17 protein-coding genes and 1 pseudogene are annotated in these 19154 nt (G+C 29.3%); 4 read left to right on the forward strand and 14 right to left on the reverse strand.

The features are described 5' to 3' along the window. Positions 1 to 549: 549 nt before the first annotated feature. From C7N41_RS00005 to C7N41_RS00035, 7 genes are all read right to left on the reverse strand, one after another. Positions 550 to 2610: an LTA synthase family protein gene (locus C7N41_RS00005; RefSeq protein WP_105963728.1), complete on the reverse strand. Its 2061-nt coding sequence runs from the start codon at positions 2608 to 2610 to the stop codon at positions 550 to 552. A 23-nt stretch (positions 2611 to 2633) separates the two neighbouring features. After that, a complete protein-coding gene (locus tag C7N41_RS00010; protein ID WP_167390218.1) occupies positions 2634 to 3686 on the reverse strand; it encodes a lysylphosphatidylglycerol synthase transmembrane domain-containing protein in 1053 nt (350 codons plus the stop codon). Beyond that, positions 3652 to 4674 carry a glycosyltransferase family 4 protein gene (locus tag C7N41_RS00015; RefSeq protein ID WP_105963729.1) on the reverse strand — a complete coding sequence of 341 codons (1023 nt, stop codon included), beginning with the start codon at positions 4672 to 4674 and terminating at the stop codon, positions 3652 to 3654. The genes C7N41_RS00010 and C7N41_RS00015 overlap by 35 nt, the downstream gene beginning before the upstream one ends. A gap of 8 nt (positions 4675 to 4682) precedes the next feature. Further along, entirely contained in the window at positions 4683 to 5870 is a 1188-nt protein-coding gene (locus tag C7N41_RS00020) for a glycosyltransferase family 4 protein (RefSeq protein WP_105963730.1), read from the reverse strand. Positions 5871 to 6001: 131 nt separating this feature from the next. Next, positions 6002 to 7726 carry a phosphoenolpyruvate--protein phosphotransferase gene (gene ptsP, locus C7N41_RS00025; protein ID WP_105963731.1) on the reverse strand — a complete coding sequence of 575 codons (1725 nt, stop codon included), beginning with the start codon at positions 7724 to 7726 and terminating at the stop codon, positions 6002 to 6004. 2 nt (positions 7727 to 7728) lie between these two features. Then, a complete protein-coding gene (locus C7N41_RS00030; RefSeq protein WP_105963732.1) occupies positions 7729 to 7995 on the reverse strand; it encodes a phosphocarrier protein HPr in 267 nt (88 codons plus the stop codon). Positions 7996 to 8063: 68 nt separating this feature from the next. Further along, the gene (locus tag C7N41_RS00035; RefSeq protein WP_306418666.1) at positions 8064 to 8201 is read right to left on the reverse strand and encodes a hypothetical protein; all 138 of its coding nucleotides are present in this window, start codon (positions 8199 to 8201) and stop codon (positions 8064 to 8066) included. A 217-nt stretch (positions 8202 to 8418) separates the two neighbouring features. Between C7N41_RS00035 and C7N41_RS00040 the strand changes: the two genes are divergently transcribed. Then, complete coding sequence (locus tag C7N41_RS00040) at positions 8419 to 9378, forward strand: MucBP domain-containing protein (RefSeq protein ID WP_105963734.1); 960 nt, start codon at positions 8419 to 8421, stop codon at positions 9376 to 9378. Between the two features lie 24 nt (positions 9379 to 9402). Here the strand turns inward: C7N41_RS00040 and C7N41_RS00045 are convergent, their stop codons facing one another. From C7N41_RS00045 to recX, 4 genes are all read right to left on the reverse strand, one after another. Continuing rightward, complete coding sequence (locus C7N41_RS00045; RefSeq protein WP_105964061.1) at positions 9403 to 10983, reverse strand: peptide chain release factor 3; 1581 nt, start codon at positions 10981 to 10983, stop codon at positions 9403 to 9405. 99 nt (positions 10984 to 11082) lie between these two features. Next, a complete protein-coding gene (gene tagD / locus C7N41_RS00050; protein ID WP_105963735.1) occupies positions 11083 to 11496 on the reverse strand; it encodes a glycerol-3-phosphate cytidylyltransferase in 414 nt (137 codons plus the stop codon). Positions 11497 to 11523: 27 nt separating this feature from the next. After that, positions 11524 to 12630, reverse strand: a complete 1107-nt coding sequence (locus C7N41_RS00055; protein ID WP_105963736.1) for an AI-2E family transporter — start codon at positions 12628 to 12630, stop codon at positions 11524 to 11526. Between the two features lie 39 nt (positions 12631 to 12669). Then, on the reverse strand, positions 12670 to 13473 hold the full coding sequence (recX, locus tag C7N41_RS00060; protein ID WP_105963737.1) for a recombination regulator RecX: 804 nt from the start codon (positions 13471 to 13473) through the stop codon (positions 12670 to 12672). 77 nt (positions 13474 to 13550) lie between these two features. Here recX and C7N41_RS00065 point away from each other — a divergent pair, with 77 nt between their 5' ends. Further along, entirely contained in the window at positions 13551 to 14009 is a 459-nt protein-coding gene (locus C7N41_RS00065) for a flavodoxin (RefSeq protein WP_105963738.1), read from the forward strand. A 25-nt stretch (positions 14010 to 14034) separates the two neighbouring features. Here the strand turns inward: C7N41_RS00065 and C7N41_RS00070 are convergent, their stop codons facing one another. Together C7N41_RS00070 and wecB are read right to left on the reverse strand one after the other, a co-directional pair. Then, positions 14035 to 14922 carry a YihY/virulence factor BrkB family protein gene (locus C7N41_RS00070; protein ID WP_105963739.1) on the reverse strand — a complete coding sequence of 296 codons (888 nt, stop codon included), beginning with the start codon at positions 14920 to 14922 and terminating at the stop codon, positions 14035 to 14037. Further along, on the reverse strand, positions 14912 to 16036 hold the full coding sequence (wecB, locus tag C7N41_RS00075; protein WP_105964062.1) for a non-hydrolyzing UDP-N-acetylglucosamine 2-epimerase: 1125 nt from the start codon (positions 16034 to 16036) through the stop codon (positions 14912 to 14914). The genes C7N41_RS00070 and wecB overlap by 11 nt, the downstream gene beginning before the upstream one ends. A gap of 195 nt (positions 16037 to 16231) precedes the next feature. On the opposite strand from wecB, the pseudogene C7N41_RS00080 reads away from it, so the two are divergent. Both C7N41_RS00080 and C7N41_RS00085 read left to right on the forward strand, forming a co-directional pair. Continuing rightward, a pseudogene (locus C7N41_RS00080) lies at positions 16232 to 17166 on the forward strand (glycosyltransferase family 2 protein). A 1-nt stretch (position 17167) separates the two neighbouring features. Further along, positions 17168 to 17587, forward strand: a complete 420-nt coding sequence (locus C7N41_RS00085; RefSeq protein ID WP_105963740.1) for a GtrA family protein — start codon at positions 17168 to 17170, stop codon at positions 17585 to 17587. A 49-nt stretch (positions 17588 to 17636) separates the two neighbouring features. Here the strand turns inward: C7N41_RS00085 and C7N41_RS00090 are convergent, their stop codons facing one another. Beyond that, positions 17637 to 18992, reverse strand: coding sequence for a gluconate:H+ symporter (locus C7N41_RS00090; RefSeq protein WP_105963741.1), 1356 nt, complete (start codon positions 18990 to 18992; stop codon positions 17637 to 17639). Positions 18993 to 19154 lie beyond the last annotated feature (162 nt).

The following is a 19154-nucleotide window of genomic DNA, read 5'->3' on the forward strand; positions in this document are numbered from 1 at the left end:
TGAGCCAGGATCAAACTCTCATCTTATAGATGAAAAGCTTTTAACTAGCTCATCAAATTAATTGTTTTTTATAAGCGAATTGACTTCGCAATGTTTAATTTCTTATGATCTAAATCATAAGAATCCTTACACATCATCGATTATCAATCTTGTTCAGTTTTCAAAGATCTACTTATCAGTTAACTGCTTTCAACAAGCAGCTCTTTAATTATATCAGCTTATCAACTTAATGTCAACAACTTTTTATAATTAAATTTTTGAATTAATTTGTTGCTCTTTGTCATATCAACAACGCAACATTAATCATTATGCCATCTTAACAAGTGAAAGTCAACAACTTTTTATAATTATTTTCAATAACTAACTTGTTCTTTTCAACGACATTTATAATAATACCAAAGCTATAAAATAACGTCAATAACTTTTTACAATTATTTTGTTAAATGTTATAAACCAATAACAGCAGATATAATAATACCAATATAAACATAAAACGTCAACAAAAAAGAGCATTCACGTATTATTATGTGAATACTCTTTTTATATTACCTATTTTAATTCAGGAGCGTCTGTTTTATATAGATTTTCAGTATCATTAGTATGCAATTTATTAAGCAAGTCAGAATGCTTCTTTTGATTAGCTTCTTTTAATTGCTTCATTGCAGCAGAATACTTATAATTAAAGTCTTTTTTATCGACTGTATTAAATCCTTTTGGCTTATAAAATCTCAAAAGATCACCCAAAACAACCCTATCTGATAAGGAAAGTTCATTTGTAACATGATCTTGCATAGATTTTATTTCTTTCTTCTGATTAGTGCTAGGATTAATAATTGACCCAGTCTTAGTATTATATATGTTTCCACCAACAACAGTATATTTAGGAGAAACCAAATCACCGTTTCTAAATGCAACTACTTGATTACGATGCTTAGATAGAAGATCATTACCAAATTGGATAGTATTATTATCCTTGTAACCCAATAAGTGTAGCAATGTAGGTAACACATCAATTTCACCACCATAAGTGTGATTAATGCCACCTTTTAAGCCATTCATATGAATCATAAATGGCACTTTTTGGAATTGAGCTAAATCATAACTATTAATATTTTTCTTATGCAATAATTGAGCAATCGCAGGTCTGTGATTATTAGAAATACCATAATGATCACCATAAAGAACAATCATACTATTTTTCATCAAGCCTGTCTTATTCAAGTAGTTAACAAATTCTCCAAAAGCTTGATCTAAATAATGAGCTGTTTGAACATAAGGATCAACCGTATCATCACCAGTCTTAGTTGCTGGGAAAGATTGATTTTGCTTATCAAGTTCATATGGATAATGGTTAGTTAATGTAATTAACTTAGCATAGAATGGTTGTGGCAATTGTTGAATATACTTAGCAGAATCTTTTAGGAATATTTTATCTTTAAGTCCATACCCAACACTATATGAAGGCTTTTCAGTATAATAATCTGAATCAAAGAAATATTGATATCCCCAAGACTTATAAGTATTGTCACGATTCCAAAAACTTGGAACATCCCCATGAAATGCTGCAGTACTATACCCATTTTGAGCCAAAATTGCAGGTGCCGCTTGATAAGTGTTTTGACTACCATAGCTAACCATTGCTGAGCCTTGTGGTAATCCAAATAATGAATTTTCTAGCATCATCTCAGCATCAGAGGTTTTCCCCTGAGATACTTGATGGTAAAAGTTATCAAAAGAAAGCGTACTTTTGTTATTATAAAATTTATTTAAGTTAGGCGTAACTTCCTTACCATCCACTTTATAATTCATTAAGAATTGTTGAAAACTTTCCAAATGCAAAATAAAAACATTTTTGCCCTTAGCCTTACCAAAATATTCCATATTAGGTGAACTACGGTTATTTTTTAGATACTTAAGAACATCATTCATATCAGATGGCTTAGCTTCAGAACGAGTTTTACTTTCTTTATATGTTTGATAACCATTAAATGCAGCATATTCATTTAGTCCTAAATATTTAACAATGTAATTATTGTCAAAAGTTCTAGTTAATAGCCCAGAACGGTTAGCATTTGCAATACCAAACTCTGCAAAAATCAAAACGATAGACAAAATAGTTACCGCAAAGGCATTCTTCTTTTTAAACGGACAGTGATCAACTTTAATTACCTTAAATAACAATAGGATAATTAAGATTATTATGTCCGCAAATACAATAAAATCTAGTGGATGAATAATTTCTGCTAGACTTTTACCAAGATTATTTTGAACATCACCGGAACCTTTAATAACTCCAAAAGATAAGAAGTCAGAAAATTCTCGGTAATAAACAATATTAGCAAACAGCCATATTGATTCTATGAAATTAATAATTAACATTAACCAATATGCCAACTTACCTCTAAAATAGAGCGCTATTCCAAAAATAAGTAATGCAGCTGGTATCGGATTGATTGCTAATAAAAATTCTTGGATTCCACCCTTAGCACCTAAAGTAAAATCCATTCGATATGAAATATAAGTTTTTAACCAGAAAAGTAAAATAGTTAATACAAAGAATCCAAACTTAGTATTAATAAATCTTCTGGTATTTTTAATGTTACTGGACATTATCAATGCCTCCGAAAATAAATTTATTTTTTAGAAATTTTATCTGGTTTAATAAATAATGCTATCGCACCTAATATCATTCCTAAATAGTAAGTCAACAATCGCCAAATTATAAGTGCCAAAACTAGTTTTGTACTGTTAGTTATATAACTTTTGAACAAAGCCTCAAAACTATATTCTGCCCCACCTGCTCCACCAGGAATAGGAAACAAAGATATAATCATAAATATTAAAACATGTAAACTAACCACAACAATAATATTTACCTTACTAAATCCTAGTGACAGCATTATAAAATAAGGGATAAGATAATAAAAAGCTAGTTGGAAAAATGTAATAATAATAATCTTAAACATAAGTTTCCATTGCTTAGCTATCTTTACACTTTCTTGGTGGAAATTATCTACTTTTTCATCAATCATATTCTTAAAACTAACAAATTTATCATTACTAATGAAAAGGCGAACCGGCCTAATAACTATGTCAATCATTTTTTTGGTAAATGAGTACCAATACATAATTAATAGTAAAATCGCGATTACAAATAAGTGAATAATAAATCCAAAAATAACAAAAATAGCAAGATAATGAAGTTTTTCTTCAATATATTGAAATCCAACAATAAGACTCATTATAAAGTTTAATACAATCATCCCTTGGAATATAATAAACTTCATCAAAAGAGCAGAGCTGGCTTTACCTGCATCCACTCCTGTTTGAACCAATACATATAACTGACCTGGTTGACCGCCAGAAGAAAATGGCGTAATACCATTAAATAACTGTTCTACTAAAGGAACTCTTAGAGCATCTTTAAAAGTAAAACGCTTCGACTGTGTGTTAACGATTATTTTAGTAATAACTGCTTCTAGCCCTAAATAAAGTGCCATACACATAAATGCTACTAAAATCCACCACCAATTAATGGTGAAAAAGTCTTGAATCAAAACACTAATTTGAATGTCTCTAATAAAGTACCAAAATATAAATGCACCAAACAGAAACATAATAACAAAAGTGATTGCATTTTTTTTGACATTTTTAACCTTCTTTTGCTTGAGATATGTAAAAGTCATACCATATTGATGCTAAATGTTCCTCAGAATAATATTCAGAAGCTTTAAGCGATTTATCAGATAAAGCTTCTAATTTATTATGATTATTTTTTAATTCTTTAAGTTGAGCATCCATTTCATCAAAGTTGTCAAATGGAACATAATAGCCCTCAATAATTTTCTTGTATAAGTCAAGATGTCTTAACATAACTGGTGTACCACAAGAAAAGGCTTCAAGAACTGACATTGGAAATAGTTCATTATATGAAGGCAATAAAAATAGATCTGCAATATTATAATATTTAAATATCACATTGCGATCAACTATTCCTGGGAAATGTAGATTCTTAGGTGGATTATCAACTAATAATTTTAGTTGCTTATAACCATCAGTAATTTTGCCAAATGAAAATCCACCAGCCCAGATAAATTGAACATCTGGATTAGACTGTGCAAGTTTAGCAAAATCTAAGACACCTTTTCTTGTTTGAACTTGACCTGTACCTACTACTATAAAATCATCTCTATTAAAACCCATATTTTTTCTGATATCAGCTTTCTTTTCATCTGATAGAGGATAAAATTCCTTTTTACTAACAAAATTGGGAATATAAGTAATATCGTTTTTAGATATACCATATTTTTCTAATTTTGGAATAAAGGTTGGATTGACAACTACAATATGATCCATTCTTTTATAAAAAGCAATGACATATTTGTAAAAAATCCATTTAACTAGTTTAGGTAACTTTAAACTTCCTTCTAATGTTTCAGGTAAAAAATGAACATAACCGATTTTTCTCCCGCGTTTAGAAAGAAAAGTAGAAAAATAATAACTAAGATTAATTGTATGATAATGAGTGATTTGAGATTTACCATGCTTATTGATTTCAATATTAAATTCATTTGGAAAATGTTTTTTAAGCATTGAAATCAATTCAAGATAAGCGCTTCCCACTCCCTGACCTTTGACTTTATCAGCCGTAGAAAGCATATTGATATTTAACATAAGCCCTCCTAATCGTTTATTCTAGTCGAGTTTCTAATTTGATTATTGTATTCAATCTGTGCGTTTTTATAAAAAGCTATCACACGATCAGCAAAGTTTTGTGCAGAAATCTCATGAAGCTTCTTAGCTCTGATGTTGTTAGCATCATTTGACTTAAATTGAACTTTATTATCTAAGTACCCTAGTATATCTGAGACAAATTCATCTTCACTTGAAAATGTCATTCCTAAGGCCTTATTATCTAATAAATCATCAGTATATGGGCCAGAAGTAACAACAACTTTTACACCTGAAGCCATTGCTTCAATATAAGTTAAGCCTTGTGATTCAGAACTAGAACAAGAAACAAATAAATCAGCTAAATGGTAATAAGAACTAATCCTATCATTACTAATCTCACCAATGAACTTAACATTATTAGATAAATTCATTTTTTGTACTTGTTGTTCCAAATCTTTTTTAGCTGGTCCATCACCAACAATCATTAATTGTGTTTTTGGTTTTTCATTAATAATTTTAGGCATTATATCAATTAAGCCAGATATATTTTTTTCATATGCTAATCGGCTAACTGACAACAGTATTTGAACATCTTCTTTATAACCTAGCTCACTTTTAAGGCTCTTTTCTGGATTAACATCAAATTTATTAATATTAACTCCAGTTGGAATAATTCTAATTGGACTCTTTATTCCATATCTAACTAAAGTGTCCAATACACGTTTACTAGGCGCAATCACCCCTGACATATTATGACAAAAGGCCAAAGTTGCTTCTTTAACATGCACCGGTTTTAATAATTTCCCATTAGCAACATAATGTAGATAGTCTTCATACATAGTATGATATGTATGCAAACAGGGAATTCTTAAAAATTTAGAAACAAATTTTCCTATCATTCCCATGGAAAATTCTGTCTGTGTGTGAATTATATCTAAATTTAATTTCTTAGCTATTTGATAAGCTTGAAACATTCCCCTAACAGCTATTCTACGATCTGTAAAAGAAACAAATGGAATACTAGAAAATCTAAATATATTTTTTTCATAAGTATTTTTGGATACATGCGGATCAGTAGTAGTAAAAATATAAACTTGATGACCATTATTTTCTAATTGATCTTTTAAAGTTTTAATTGATGTTGCCACCCCACTGACTTGCGGAAAATAAGTATCAGTAAATATTCCAATGTTCAAAATACCACCACCTCCTTTTAAGCTTTCAATTTATTGTAATTATATGTTTTTGGTCTTGCCTTTGCAAACAGTCGAATAAAAAAAGAGCTAAAGAATTATATTTACAAAGCATTCTTTAGTTCAAAAAGTGATTAAATTTTTATAAATCGTTGTTCTATTTTAATAACATCCTTAACCGTACATGCATTTTTAATAATTTCTTCAGACATTTTTTGCATTAAACTATAATCTAATAAACTAAGTAAGGCCTTAACGTCTAAAGTAGAATTAATATTCATAGACAAATTTTTAAAACCCATCCCTATTAAAATAGGTAAAGCATATCGATTACATGCCATTTCACCACAAAGAGAAATATCCATCTTATATGCATTAGCAACATTAACAACTCTTTCAAGCATTCTTAATAAAGCTGGATTTAAAGGATTATCTAAAGCTGCAACCGTTGGATTTCCACGATCGGCAGCCATTACATATTGAATTAAATCATTAGTTCCAATACTCATAAAATCAACATTTTTAGCAAATTGATCAGCCATTATAGCAACAGAAGGTACTTCAACCATAATTCCTAATTTAGGATTTTTATAAGCAATGCCTCCATCATCCAATTTTCTCTTTTCTTCATTAATTATCTTTTTAACTTTATACCATTCATTTAATTCAGAAATCATTGGAAACATGATAGAAAGATTTCCATAAATAGATGCACGCAATAAAGCTCTAATTTGAGTTCTAAAAATAATTGTTTTAGACAAACTAAAACGAATCGATCGATTACCTAAAAAAGGATTTCTCTCACTACTATCATTATTATCTAAATATGGAACCTGCTTATCTCCACCAATATCTAAAGTTCTAATCACTACTGGTTTATTATTCATTGAAGAAAGAATATTTTTGTAGACATTAAATTGTTCATCTTCGGTAGGTAAAGAATAAGAATCAATGTATAAATACTCAGTTCGATATAACCCAATACCATCAATCATATAATTTTTTATCAAGTTAACTTCTTTAGGGCTAGAAATATTTGCATTAATCCCTATTTTTTTACCATCTTTTGTAAATGCATTTCGTTTTTTTAATTTATCTAGTGGCTTTTCAGTTTGATTATACTTAGTTATCTTAAGACTATATTCTTTAACCAGTTCATTACTTGGATTAACAATTACCTCGCCAGACATTCCATTAACAATAATTAAATCATCGTTAGAAACATTCTTACTAATATTATTTAAGCCAAATATGGATGGAATATTTAAAGATTTTGTCAAAATAGCGGAATGTGAAGTATTTGTACCTAAGTCAGCAATAACCCCTTTAACATTTTTATTACTTAATTGAATAATGTCATTTGGTGTTAAATCTTCTGAAACAACAATCACAGGTGACTGAATCAAAGCTAAATCAGACATGTTCTTATTTAATAAATAAGCAAGCAATCTTTTTCTGATATCATCTATGTCTTTGATCTTATCTAACACAAATTTACCATTACCAGCATTCTTAAGTTTACTAATCCTGCGCTCCAATATTTCACTTACAGCAGTTTCAGCATTAACTTTACTATCGATAATAACGCTAGAAACTTCATTAATAAAGTTTGGGCTTGAAATAAAAGTTGCTTGTAATTTAAATATTTCTGAAGAAGCCGATCCCATATTAGTAATAACTACTTCTTCAATTTTGTTTAAGTCATTGACAGCTCTTTTAATAGCATTATTTAAACGCTTAACTTGTTTACTAGGATTACCAATTTTCATTGTAGAAAAAGACAAATTGGGGTGCACTAATTTATATGCGTTAGCAATTGCATACCCCTTGCTGGCTGCAATTCCTTCATAATTAAGCATTCTTAATCAATTAAACCTTCTTTTTTAAATGATTCTGAAATTGCATTAATTGCGTCTTTTTCATCGTCACCTTCTGCTGAAACAATTATATCAGCATTTTGGCCTACTCCTAATGACATTACACCCATGATTGATTTTAAATCAACTGACTTGTCTTGATAAGTCAAGCTTAATTCAGACTTGAATTTACTTGCAGTTTGAACTAACAATGTTGCTGGACGTGCATGAATTCCTGTTGCTGAAACTATTTTAAATTGACTTTTTTCCATTTTAAAATCTCCTCTTATTTACATAATAATTTTAGAATATCAATTAATTTTATAAAATACAAGATTTGTTAATTATCAGAATTATTATCAGACAAGTAAGTATAAGTGATTATTCCATTTTCACTCGCTTTGCCAGAAACTCTTTTTCTAGTATCAAAATTCATGAATGCAACTTGAAAATCAAGAAATTCATCTGGTTTTATCACTAATTTACTAATTTCATTATTTTTTAGTTGATTTAATAATTCAGTATATTTTTGCTCATTGATAATAATATTCCTTCTTTCTTCTCTATTATATATGATTGTTTAATAATAAAACATATTAATGCGATAAATTTGTATATTAATTAAAAATTATAGGTAATTGAAAAGTAAAAATTAAACTCTCATATGTTATTATAATGTATGGGAGGGATATGCATTGTTTAAAATATTTAAAAAAATTATAAAAAATAATTTTCAAAGAAATAATTACAAAAAAACAAATTTAAATAACGAAAGCCAAAAATCAGAAAACACCCTCCCACTAAATGCAATGAAGGTACATTGTATAGATGAAAATGGTAAGAAACTAGCAAAAGATGAAATATTTTATGGTCCTAAAAATACAAGACATAGTTATATAATTCCTAGTTTCAAAAATTATGTCATCTATAATATAACCGGCAATTTAAAATATTTTGTAGATAATAATGAAGTCTTTATTGAATATCAAAAATTATATGGAAAACCAGTTAGTGTATTCTTTATAAATATCGAAAATTATTTATTACTTAAATCTCCTGAAATTAAGACTGGTAAAATAAACAGTTTATACCAAGTTAAACCTCCCAAAATAAATGGATATAAAAATATATCTCATAGTGGTAATTTAAATGGAACATTTAATAATAAAGTACAATCTGTAGTATTATATTACAAAAAATATGACTGGTTGCAATTAACTAATGTAAATTTCTATATTAAAACTAGTCAAATTACTAAGGTATTCGACAATGCTGAATTATCAAAACTCATAGGATTTATTCCACAAAATAGTACTTGGAAGATTTTTGCTAAATTACAAAAGAATGATTCCATCTGGCTAAATATTGGAAGTGATCAATGGATCATAGATAAAGAATTTACCCAAATTTATTATCCTTTTGGTAAGAAACTAACTAATACAAATAATTGGAAATTTCAAAAAATGAATGCAGCAGCATTTTTAAAAACAAAAAGGACTCAAATATTTAACTATCCTGGTGGAGAAATTATTAACGATCATGTAAAAAGCAAAAAAGTTATGATTACTCATTCGATATTAGACAATGAAAATATTCTTTGGTATGAAATTAACAATTTATACTATATAAAATCAAGTGACATACAAAAAGCCTAATCTTAAAAGATTAGGCTTTTTTCTTTATAATTTTGAAGTTAATTTAACATCTGGGTATTTATCTGCAAACCAACGTTCAGCAAATTTATTTTCAAATAAGAATAATGGTTCATCATTAGTATCTTTCACTAAAATGTTTCTAGAAGAAGACATCTTTTCATCTAGTTGTGATGGATCAATCCAACGAGCAGTTTTATGTCCCATTGGTTCCATTACTACTTCCGAATTATATTCATTTTGCATTCTAAATTGAAAAACTTCAAATTGTAATTGACCAACAGCACCAAGAATATAATCACCAGTAGTATAAGCAGTATAAAGTTGAACGGCACCTTCTTGTACTAATTGCTTAATTCCTTTATGGAATGATTTTTGCTTCATAACATTCTTTGCAGAAACCTTCATAAACATTTCAGGAGTAAATTGTGGCAACTTAGTGAATTCAATCTTTCGTTTGTCAGAATAAATGGTATCACCAATTTGAAAATTACCAGTATCATATAAACCGATAATATCACCAGCAACCGCATTTTCTACATTTTCACGAGTATTAGCCATAAATTCAGTAACATTAGATAAACGCAACTTCTTTTGATTTCTATCCAAAGTAACATCCATACCTCTTTCGAACATTCCAGAACAAACACGAACGAAAGCAATACGATCACGATGTCTAGGATTCATATTAGCTTGAATCTTAAATACAAATCCAGAAAATTGTTCATCATCTGGCTTAACATCAACATCATTTGTAGTTTCATGCTCACTTGGCTTAGGAGCAAATTTTAAATATGCATCTAAAAATGTCTTAACCCCGAAATTAACTAAAGCTGAACCAAAGAATACAGGAGTTTGTTCACCATTTCTTATTTTATCTTCATCAAATGGATTTCCAGCCTCAGTAATTAAATCCATACTTTCTTTAGCATCTTGGTAAATAGTGTCATCAGTAATTGGATCAGGTGATAATAAATTGCCATCATCATCTAGTGGTAGATAAGGCTTGTTTTCATCCTTTGGACGATATAATTCAATTCTCTTATTGTATCGATCATATAGTCCCTTCAATATTTTACCCGAACCAATAGGCCAGTTCATAGGATATCCTTCAATTCCTAAAACATCTTCCAATTGACTAATTAGTTCCATTGGATCTCTACTATCACGATCCATTTTATTCATAAATGTGAAAATAGGAATTCCACGCATCTTACAAATTTGGAATAACTTTTTAGTTTGTGGTTCAATCCCCTTAGCGGCATCAATTACCATAACAGCAGAATCAACTGCCATTAGAGTACGGTAAGTATCTTCTGAGAAATCTTGATGTCCAGGAGTATCCAAAATATTAATTCTTTTACCTGCATAATCAAACTGCATAACTGAACTAGTTACAGAAATACCACGTTTCTTTTCGATTTCCATCCAATCTGATTTGGCAAAGTTACCTGACTTTTTAGCCTTAACTGTACCAGCTTCTCTAACAATTCCCCCAAACAAAAGTAATTGTTCAGTAATTGTTGTTTTACCAGCATCCGGATGAGAAATAATCGCAAAAGTTCGTCTTTTATCTACACTTTTGTCTAAGCTTTTATTACTACTCATTTTTTTGAATCCTTCCGTATTTAAAATAATATATAATTTTAATTGTAACATATAAAAAACATCCCTAGAATATAATATCCTAAGGATGTTTCATATTATTTATTTAGCTTCCCATTTTTTATCATCATTAAGACCTAAGTCATGCTTGATTTTAGTGGTTGAGATACCTTCAGTTCTTGGTAAATAAACTACTTCACAATAATCTTTTAGAAAGTCAAACTGACCTTTCCAATCGTCACCCATGACAAAGATGTCAATATTATTATCCTGAACGTCTTTAATCTTTTGATCCCATCCCTTTTCAGGGATAACATGATCAACATATCTAATTGCTTCTAATACATATTTACGATCTTCATAAGAAGTATATGCTTTTTTACCCTTTTCAGCATTAAATTCATCAGTTGATACACATACAGTTAAATCATCACCTAATGCCTTTGCTCGTTTTAATAACCTTACATGACCCTTATGTAATAGGTCAAAGGTTCCATAAGTAATTACTTTTTTCATAAAATCTCCTGTTTCTTAGCATGTGTGCTATTCTTTTTCTCGTTGTAATAGCCATATAGAATATACGTATTGAACGATTACTTTAACAACCGCATATAATGGAATGGCTAAAATCATCCCTAACAAGCCAGAAATATTACCAGCTGCTAATAAAATAATTATAATGGTTAGTGGATGAATATTCAAAGATTTTCCAATAACATTTGGATAAACTAAATTACCATCAATTTGTTGAACAATTAAAACTACTATCACTACAGCAATTACTTTAGTGATATCTTCGGATAAGGAAACAAATAATGAAGGCATAATTCCAATATAAGGTCCAACATAAGGAATAATATTACATATTCCAGCAAAGCATCCTAATAATAAAGCATATTTTTGTCCTATTAAGATATATCCAATTGATGTAAATACTCCAACAAATAGACATTCAATCATTTGACCACCGATATAGTTAGAAATAGTATTGCTCATTTTTGTTAATAAATCTATTGTGTTGTCACGACGTTTAGGTGGTAAAACCTTTGCAATCCCTGGTAATAATTTGTGTCCATCTTTTAACATATAAAATAACATTACTGGTACTGTAATCAAAACAACCACTGTTGATGCCGCCATTGAAATTACAGAACCAATACTACTCGTTAATCCACTTAAAAATTTCTGAGCATAAGAATATATATAACTTTGAAATTTATTTACATAGTCACTTAAATATACATTCTTCATAAATCCCTTGTGTGAATAACCCTTTAGATAGTTGGTTGTATCATTAGCTAGTGATGGCAAATTATTAAATAAATTAGTCACCTGGGTAATAATTCTAGGCATAAGAGAATATGTAGTATAAAAAATTAATAAACCTAATAATACAAAAACAAGTATTATTGCCATTAGTCTAGACATATTTCTTTTACCAATATGAATTTTCATTAACAAATTAACAACTGGATTCAACATATAAAATAAAACTCCAGCGATTAATATAGGAATAAATACCGCCGAAAAGAATGTCCCAATTGGCGAGAAAATAAAATCTAATTTAGTACATATAAAGATAATACTAACTACCAACAATAACTCTATCGTCCATAAAATTAATGATGAACTTTTTATTTTATTAATCATACATAAATTAACTCCTTCTTTAGGATAAATTATAACATTTTAAAAATTATTAAGCTTGGAATCTATAAAGTGATTAATATCATCAATATTAAAGCCTTTGCGGTAAAGTGACTGCTTAGTTTTTAAGCTTCTTTTTTGATTATCGTATTTTTTATTGCGTAACCAAAATTTTTCACCTTGTTCTTCCAATAAATTTTCTTGTTGTTCATCGTCAGGTTCTAAAGCTAAAGCATCAATTGCAGATATTACGGTATCAGTACTATATCCTTTTTTTATTAAATTCACTTTAGTTTTCTGGACTCTGTTTTTAAATGCATCCCGCTTATGTTTATTAAAAATCTTTTTAGCTTGGACAATACAGTTGTCCATTGCATCTTCATCACTATAAAAATTTTCAATTGCATTTTGAATTTTATCTTCACTAACTGACTTAGATTTTAATTTAAAAAATACATTCGAGGGACCCTTATCTTGTTTTTTAACTTCAGTTCTAACATAACTATCGGCATAATTTTGATCATTAATTAAATGTTGGTCTTTTAATTGATTAATTACTGTTTCAATTTCAGAATCATCTTCAGTAAAATTGCTTAGCTTTTTTACAACTTCGTTCTCAGTTCTTAATTGATGCGACAAGAAGTCGATAGCTTTACTATATAATTTAGAAATATTATCAGCATTAATTAACTCATGCTTAAGTTTCTCATCTACCTCCATACCTTTAAATACTCGATACTTAATCATTACATTTTCACTAATTGGAAAAGCATAATGATCATCGATATATACGTTGAAACGACCTTTACGTTTTTGTGAAGAAATTTTAGTTATCTTTGGGTTCATAGTTTTTCACTTTCCTAGTATAATTATTATATGAATGTTTAAAATATTTGATTAATATTTAGAAGGGATCGATTAAAATATTGAAAGCACATGTTGTATTTGCAACCATAACTGGTAATAATGAAGATTTGGCAGACATTGTTACTGAAGGCTTAGAAGATTTAGGTGCTGAAGTCAAGGAAACTGAAATTTCACAAACTGACACAGAAGAATTATTAAATGCTGATATTTGTGTAGTTTGTGCTTATACTTATGATGAAGGTCACCTTCCTGAAGAAGGTCTGGATTTCTTTGACGATTTAGCAGATATGGATCTTTCGAATAAGGTCTTTGGTGTTGCTGGATCAGGCGATGATTTCTATGAAGATTCATACAACACATCCGTTGATAAGTTCATTGATCAATTCAAAAAGGCAAATGCTATTCAAGGATCAGAAGGCGTCAAAATTAACTTAGAGCCTGATGAAAATGATATTAAAACTCTTGATAAAATGTCCAAAGAGTTAGTAGATAAATATAATAATCTTAAAAAATAATCGTTGACTATTAATCAACGATTTTTTATTTATTTTTTCTTTGAATTAAAGACTTTAATTTAAAGCCTTGGCTTTCAATTTTGTCATTAAAACTATTTTGAAACGAAGCATTAATAACAGCACCAATTATTAAAATATTGCCTATCATATAAAGCCATAACATTAAGATGACAAAAGCACCCAAAGTTTTATAAGCATCCATACTTTTAGCAAAATAATGCAAATAGATTGAAAAGCCTTTGGAAAGAACAATCATTCCAATTGTTACAACTGTTGATCCTAGCCATACATAACGCCATTTAGTATTAACACTTGGTACAAAATAATAAAGAATTAATATTAACAAAAATATTCCTAATATGGTTAATGGCATTCTTAGTATTATAAACAGATTAGTTATAACATGCGACAAACCAATAAAGTTCGCTGAATATGTAATAATAACTTTACCAAAACCAAAGAATATTAAAAATATACCTAGAGAAACAATTAACAATAACATCCAAATAAAAGAAACAATTCTATTCATAAAACTACTAGTTTCATAAATACCATAAGCACGATTTACGGTTCTTTGAAAAGCAGCTAATGCCCGACTAGCAGACCAAATAGTCAAAATTAACCCAATTGATAGATTATTACCACTAGCCCCATTTAAAGCTGATGAAATAATTGGCGTTATCGTATGCAAAATAGTTTCTGGTAAAAGTGGTGCTAAATAGTCAACTATTTCGTATTGATTAATATTAAACAGTTTCAATAAATTACCAGCAATAATTGTAATTGGAAATAATGATAACAAAGCATAAAAGGCAATGACAATAGCAGAATCTCCAGCATTTGATTTTTTATATCGATTCATAACAATTGATATTAACCGTTTTAAATAATTTTTATACCTATTAATTTCCATTACTTTCAACACCTGATTCTTCGTTAATAAAAGTGTCTAGTGCTTTTAAAATACGATCTGAGGCTTTACCATCACCATATGGATTTTTAGCATGAGACATTTTTTTATAAATATCTTCATCATCTAATAGTTGTTCCATACTTTCTTTAATTTTTGTTGAACTAGTACCAATCAATTTAAGTGTTCCTGCTTTGACCCCTTCAGGCCTTTCAGTATGCTCTCTTAAAACTAGTACCGGTTTTCCTAGAGAAGGTGCTTCTTCTTGTACCCCACCAGAATCCGTCATTATAAAATAACTTCTAGCAGACATATTATGAAAATCAACTACATCTAAAGGATCAACAAGATGAATTCTTGAACAACCATCGAAAACTTCATGAGCCATTTTTTGCACTACTGGACTAAGGTGAACTGGGTATACTACCTCAATATCTGGGTGCTTAATGACCTCTTCTTTAATTGCAGTAAATGCACGATACATGGGCTCTCCTTGATTTTCTCGACGATGCATAGTTAACAAAATAATACGATGATTGTTATCAATATCATCTAAAACATCATGATGATAATTCTGATCAACTGTTTGTTTTAACGCATCAATCGCTGTATTTCCAGTGATATAAATTCTATTGTCGTTAAAGTTTTGTTTTAGTAAATTACTTCTACTTAATTCAGTAGGCGCAAAATAAATATCTGACAATGTATCCGTCATTTGACGATTCATTTCCTCAGGATATGGCGAATATTTATCCCAAGTTCTTAAACCTGCTTCAACATGCCCCAGTGGTATCTTATGATAAAAGGCACTTACTGAAGCTGCAAAGGTAGTAGTAGTATCACCATGAACTAAAATAACATCTGGATTAGTTTTATTAATGATATTATCTAACTTATTTATTACTGAAGTGGTAATTGAACTTAGGGTTTGCTCTTCTTTCATCACATGTAGATTATAGTCAGGTACAATGTGAAAAATATCCATCACTTGATCCAACATTTCTTTATGTTGACCGGTTAAAACCGTAATTGGTGCAAAGTTTTCTTTTTCTTCCTTCATCTTTAAAATGATTGGTGCCATTTTAATAGCTTCAGGACGTGTACCAAAAACAGTCATTACTTTAATTGGTTTTTTCAATTTAAATCCCCCGAGAAACTTGTATTCATTAATTTAATTATAACAAAATAATTTTAAAATGACGATTTTATGCTTATGTACAAAAATTTATAAATATATTATTTTTTATATACAAACATGAAAATATTATTCATTATGGTAAAATAAAATTAAATTGTTATGGAGGTTTATAAAGTGGAAACTATTGGTTTAATTGTTCCTTGTTATAATGAGGAACCTTCAATTGAGTTATTTTATAAAGAAGTAGAACGTGTTTTTAATGAAATGAAAAAAATAATTTAAATTATAATCATGAATATTGGTTTGTTAATGATGGTTCATCTGATAATACATTAAATCTTATTAAAAAATTAAATGAAAAAGATGAAAATGTGCATTATGTATCTTTTTCTAGAAATTTTGGTAAAGAATCTGCAATGGCTGCTGGGTTAGACAATGTTGGTGGTGATTACGTTGCTGTAATGGATGTTGATTTACAAGATCCACCCGCACTGCTTCCTAAAATGATTAAGTACATAAAAGATGATGATTATGATGTTGTTGGTTGTGTTCAAAAGACAAGAAAGCAAAATCCTATAAGAGCATTCCTTTCATCAATGTTTTATAAGGTAATTAATAAGATGTCGGACGTAGAAATCAAACAAAATGTACGTGATTATCGTTTAATGACTAGACAGTATGTTGATAATGTATTAAAGCTTAAAGAATACAATCGATTTACTAAGGGGATCTTTAGTTGGGTTGGCTTTAAAACTAAATACATTGAATACGATGGTGTTGAAAGAGCAGCTGGAACCTCACATTGGTCTTTATACCAATTATTGGAATATTCTTTAGAAGGAATTGTAGATTTTTCAGATGTTCCGTTAAAAATTGCTACTTGGGTTGGTGGAACATCATTCTTCTTATCTATATTAGGATTAATCTTAGTTATATTTAGAGCCATCATATTTGGTGGATCCGTTGCTGGATGGCCTTCATTAGTATCCATTATTTTATTAATTAATGGAATTCAACTATTCTGTCTAGGAATTGTAGGTAATTATATTGGTAAAATTTATTTAGAAACTAAACACCGTCCAAAATATATTGTAAAAGAGAAGAAATAAATTGAATAATCTAGTCAAATTATATAAAAAGAACAAAGAAGTTATCTCATATCTTTTTTGGGGAGTGTTAACAACACTTGTTGATTTATTAGTCGCATTTTTATTAAATCAATATACTTATATTGATAGTTTTTGGAATACAGCAATTGCTTGGTTAGCTAGTGTAATATTTGCATTTTTTACTAATCGTAAATGGGTATTTCACTCAAGTGCTAATAATATCAAACAATTTTTTACAGAAATGGGTTCTTTTACCTTTGGTAGATTTGCATCTTTAGTTTTAGAAGAAATTGTTATTTGGATTGGACAAACATTAATGCATGGCAGTTTCAATGTTGTTAAAATATTAGCACAAATAATTGTTATTCTCTTTAACTACTTTTGGTCCAAATTCGTTGTTTTTATAAATCATAATAAATAAATAAAGCTACCAATCATTTAAAATGATTGGTAGCTTTATTTTTATAATATTAATGAACAAATATACTTAAAATTAATACCATCAATAATCCAATTACAGAAATTAAGGTTTCTAAAGTTGTCCATATCTTTAAAGTTTGTTTCACATCTAAATCAAAGTATTCTTTAAACATCCAAAATCCAGCATCATTAACATGAGATGCTGCCAATGAACCGGCACCAATGGCAAGTGCCATTAATACAGGATTAACACTTAGAGAATGCATTAATGGTGTGACCAATCCAGCGGCAGTCATGCCTGCTACTGTAGCTGATCCCAATGATACACGTAATATAACCGCAATTAACCATCCTAAAATGATTGGAGATAAATTAGCATGTGACATCATATCTTGAACCGCTTTACCTACTCCACCATCAATTAAAATTTGTTTAAAAGCGGAGCCACCACCAATAACCATTAATAACATTGCAATAGATTTAATGGCTTCAGTTACCGTATTAGTAATATCTTCCATTTTTTTGCCACGATGAAAGCCCATTGACCAAATAGCAAATAACAAAGTAATTATCATCGCAATCACTGGATTTCCAATCATCGTAATAAAAGCATCAAATCCATGAGGATTAGGTTGTGCCTTTCCACCATTAAATACCATGTCATAAATAGTTGCTATGGCCATTAAGATAACTGGTAATAAGGAAGTAAATGCTGCAATTCCAAAACTAGGTGTATCTTTTAAATCATATTCTTTAATTTCGCCAAAGGCTGGTAAAGATTTCTTTACAACAAATGTTTCAGGAGCAAATTTTTTAGCTAATTTTGTGAAAATAGGACCAGCAACAATCACACCAGGAATAGCAACAATCACACCTAATAACAGCATTTGACCGATATTAGCTCCTAATGCTGATGCCACTGCAGTTGGCGCTGGTTGGGGTGGTAAAAATCCTTGTGTAGCTGATAAAGCAGCAGCCATTGGAATTCCCAAATAAACGAATGGTACATCTGCTTCTAAAGCTACAGCAAATACAATTGGCGTTAATAATACCAATCCAACTTCAAAAAATAAGGACATTCCGATAATAAACGAGGCAACTACAATTGCAAATTGCAGCTTTCTTTTACCAAACCAACTTATTAAAGTCCTTGCAATGCGATATGACCCACCAGCATCTGAAACTAGTCGCCCAATCATAGCACCAAAACCAAATACAATAACTAATTCGCCAAGTGATCCCCCAATTCCATTTTTTATGGAAGTCACAATGTCAGCAGGATTCATTCCCAATCCCAATGCAACTAAAACTGACGTAACTATTAAAGAGATAAATGTATTTAGTTTACATTTAATAATCAAAAATAATAATAATAATATTCCTAATACTAAAACTATAAATGGCATGCTTAATTACTCCCTTATGTTTTATTTTCTTGAAAGCGCTTTATATTTAATAAAAATAATAATATCATATTATCAAAAATAATGAAACCGATTTCATAGCTTATTTTACAATTTGAATTTATTATGTGTTATATTGTTATGAGAAGCATTATCATTGTGCGA

The organism is Apilactobacillus micheneri, from assembly GCF_002993975.1.
Classification (GTDB): domain Bacteria; phylum Bacillota; class Bacilli; order Lactobacillales; family Lactobacillaceae; genus Apilactobacillus; species Apilactobacillus micheneri.

Bases quoted from the DNA above. Each gene is read 5' to 3' on its own strand.
- C7N41_RS00030 (WP_105963732.1), bottom strand. From the start codon at position 7,995: ATGGAAAAAAGTCAATTTAAAATAGTTTCAGCAACAGGAATTCATGCA.
- C7N41_RS00045 (WP_105964061.1), bottom strand. From the start codon at position 10,983: ATGAGTAGTAATAAAAGCTTAGACAAAAGTGTAGATAAAAGACGAACT.
- C7N41_RS00015 (WP_105963729.1), bottom strand. From the start codon at position 4,674: ATGTTAAATATCAATATGCTTTCTACGGCTGATAAAGTCAAAGGTCAG.
- C7N41_RS00090 (WP_105963741.1), bottom strand. From the start codon at position 18,992: ATGCCATTTATAGTTTTAGTATTAGGAATATTATTATTATTATTTTTG.
- recX (WP_105963737.1), bottom strand. From the start codon at position 13,473: ATGAACCCAAAGATAACTAAAATTTCTTCACAAAAACGTAAAGGTCGT.
- wecB (WP_105964062.1), bottom strand. From the start codon at position 16,036: ATGACTGTTTTTGGTACACGTCCTGAAGCTATTAAAATGGCACCAATC.
- C7N41_RS00010 (WP_167390218.1), bottom strand. From the start codon at position 3,686: ATGACTTTTACATATCTCAAGCAAAAGAAGGTTAAAAATGTCAAAAAA.
- tagD (WP_105963735.1), bottom strand. From the start codon at position 11,496: ATGAAAAAAGTAATTACTTATGGAACCTTTGACCTATTACATAAGGGT.
- C7N41_RS00005 (WP_105963728.1), bottom strand. From the start codon at position 2,610: ATGTCCAGTAACATTAAAAATACCAGAAGATTTATTAATACTAAGTTT.
- C7N41_RS00055 (WP_105963736.1), bottom strand. From the start codon at position 12,630: ATGATTAATAAAATAAAAAGTTCATCATTAATTTTATGGACGATAGAG.
- C7N41_RS00070 (WP_105963739.1), bottom strand. From the start codon at position 14,922: ATGGAAATTAATAGGTATAAAAATTATTTAAAACGGTTAATATCAATT.
- ptsP (WP_105963731.1), bottom strand. From the start codon at position 7,726: ATGCTTAATTATGAAGGAATTGCAGCCAGCAAGGGGTATGCAATTGCT.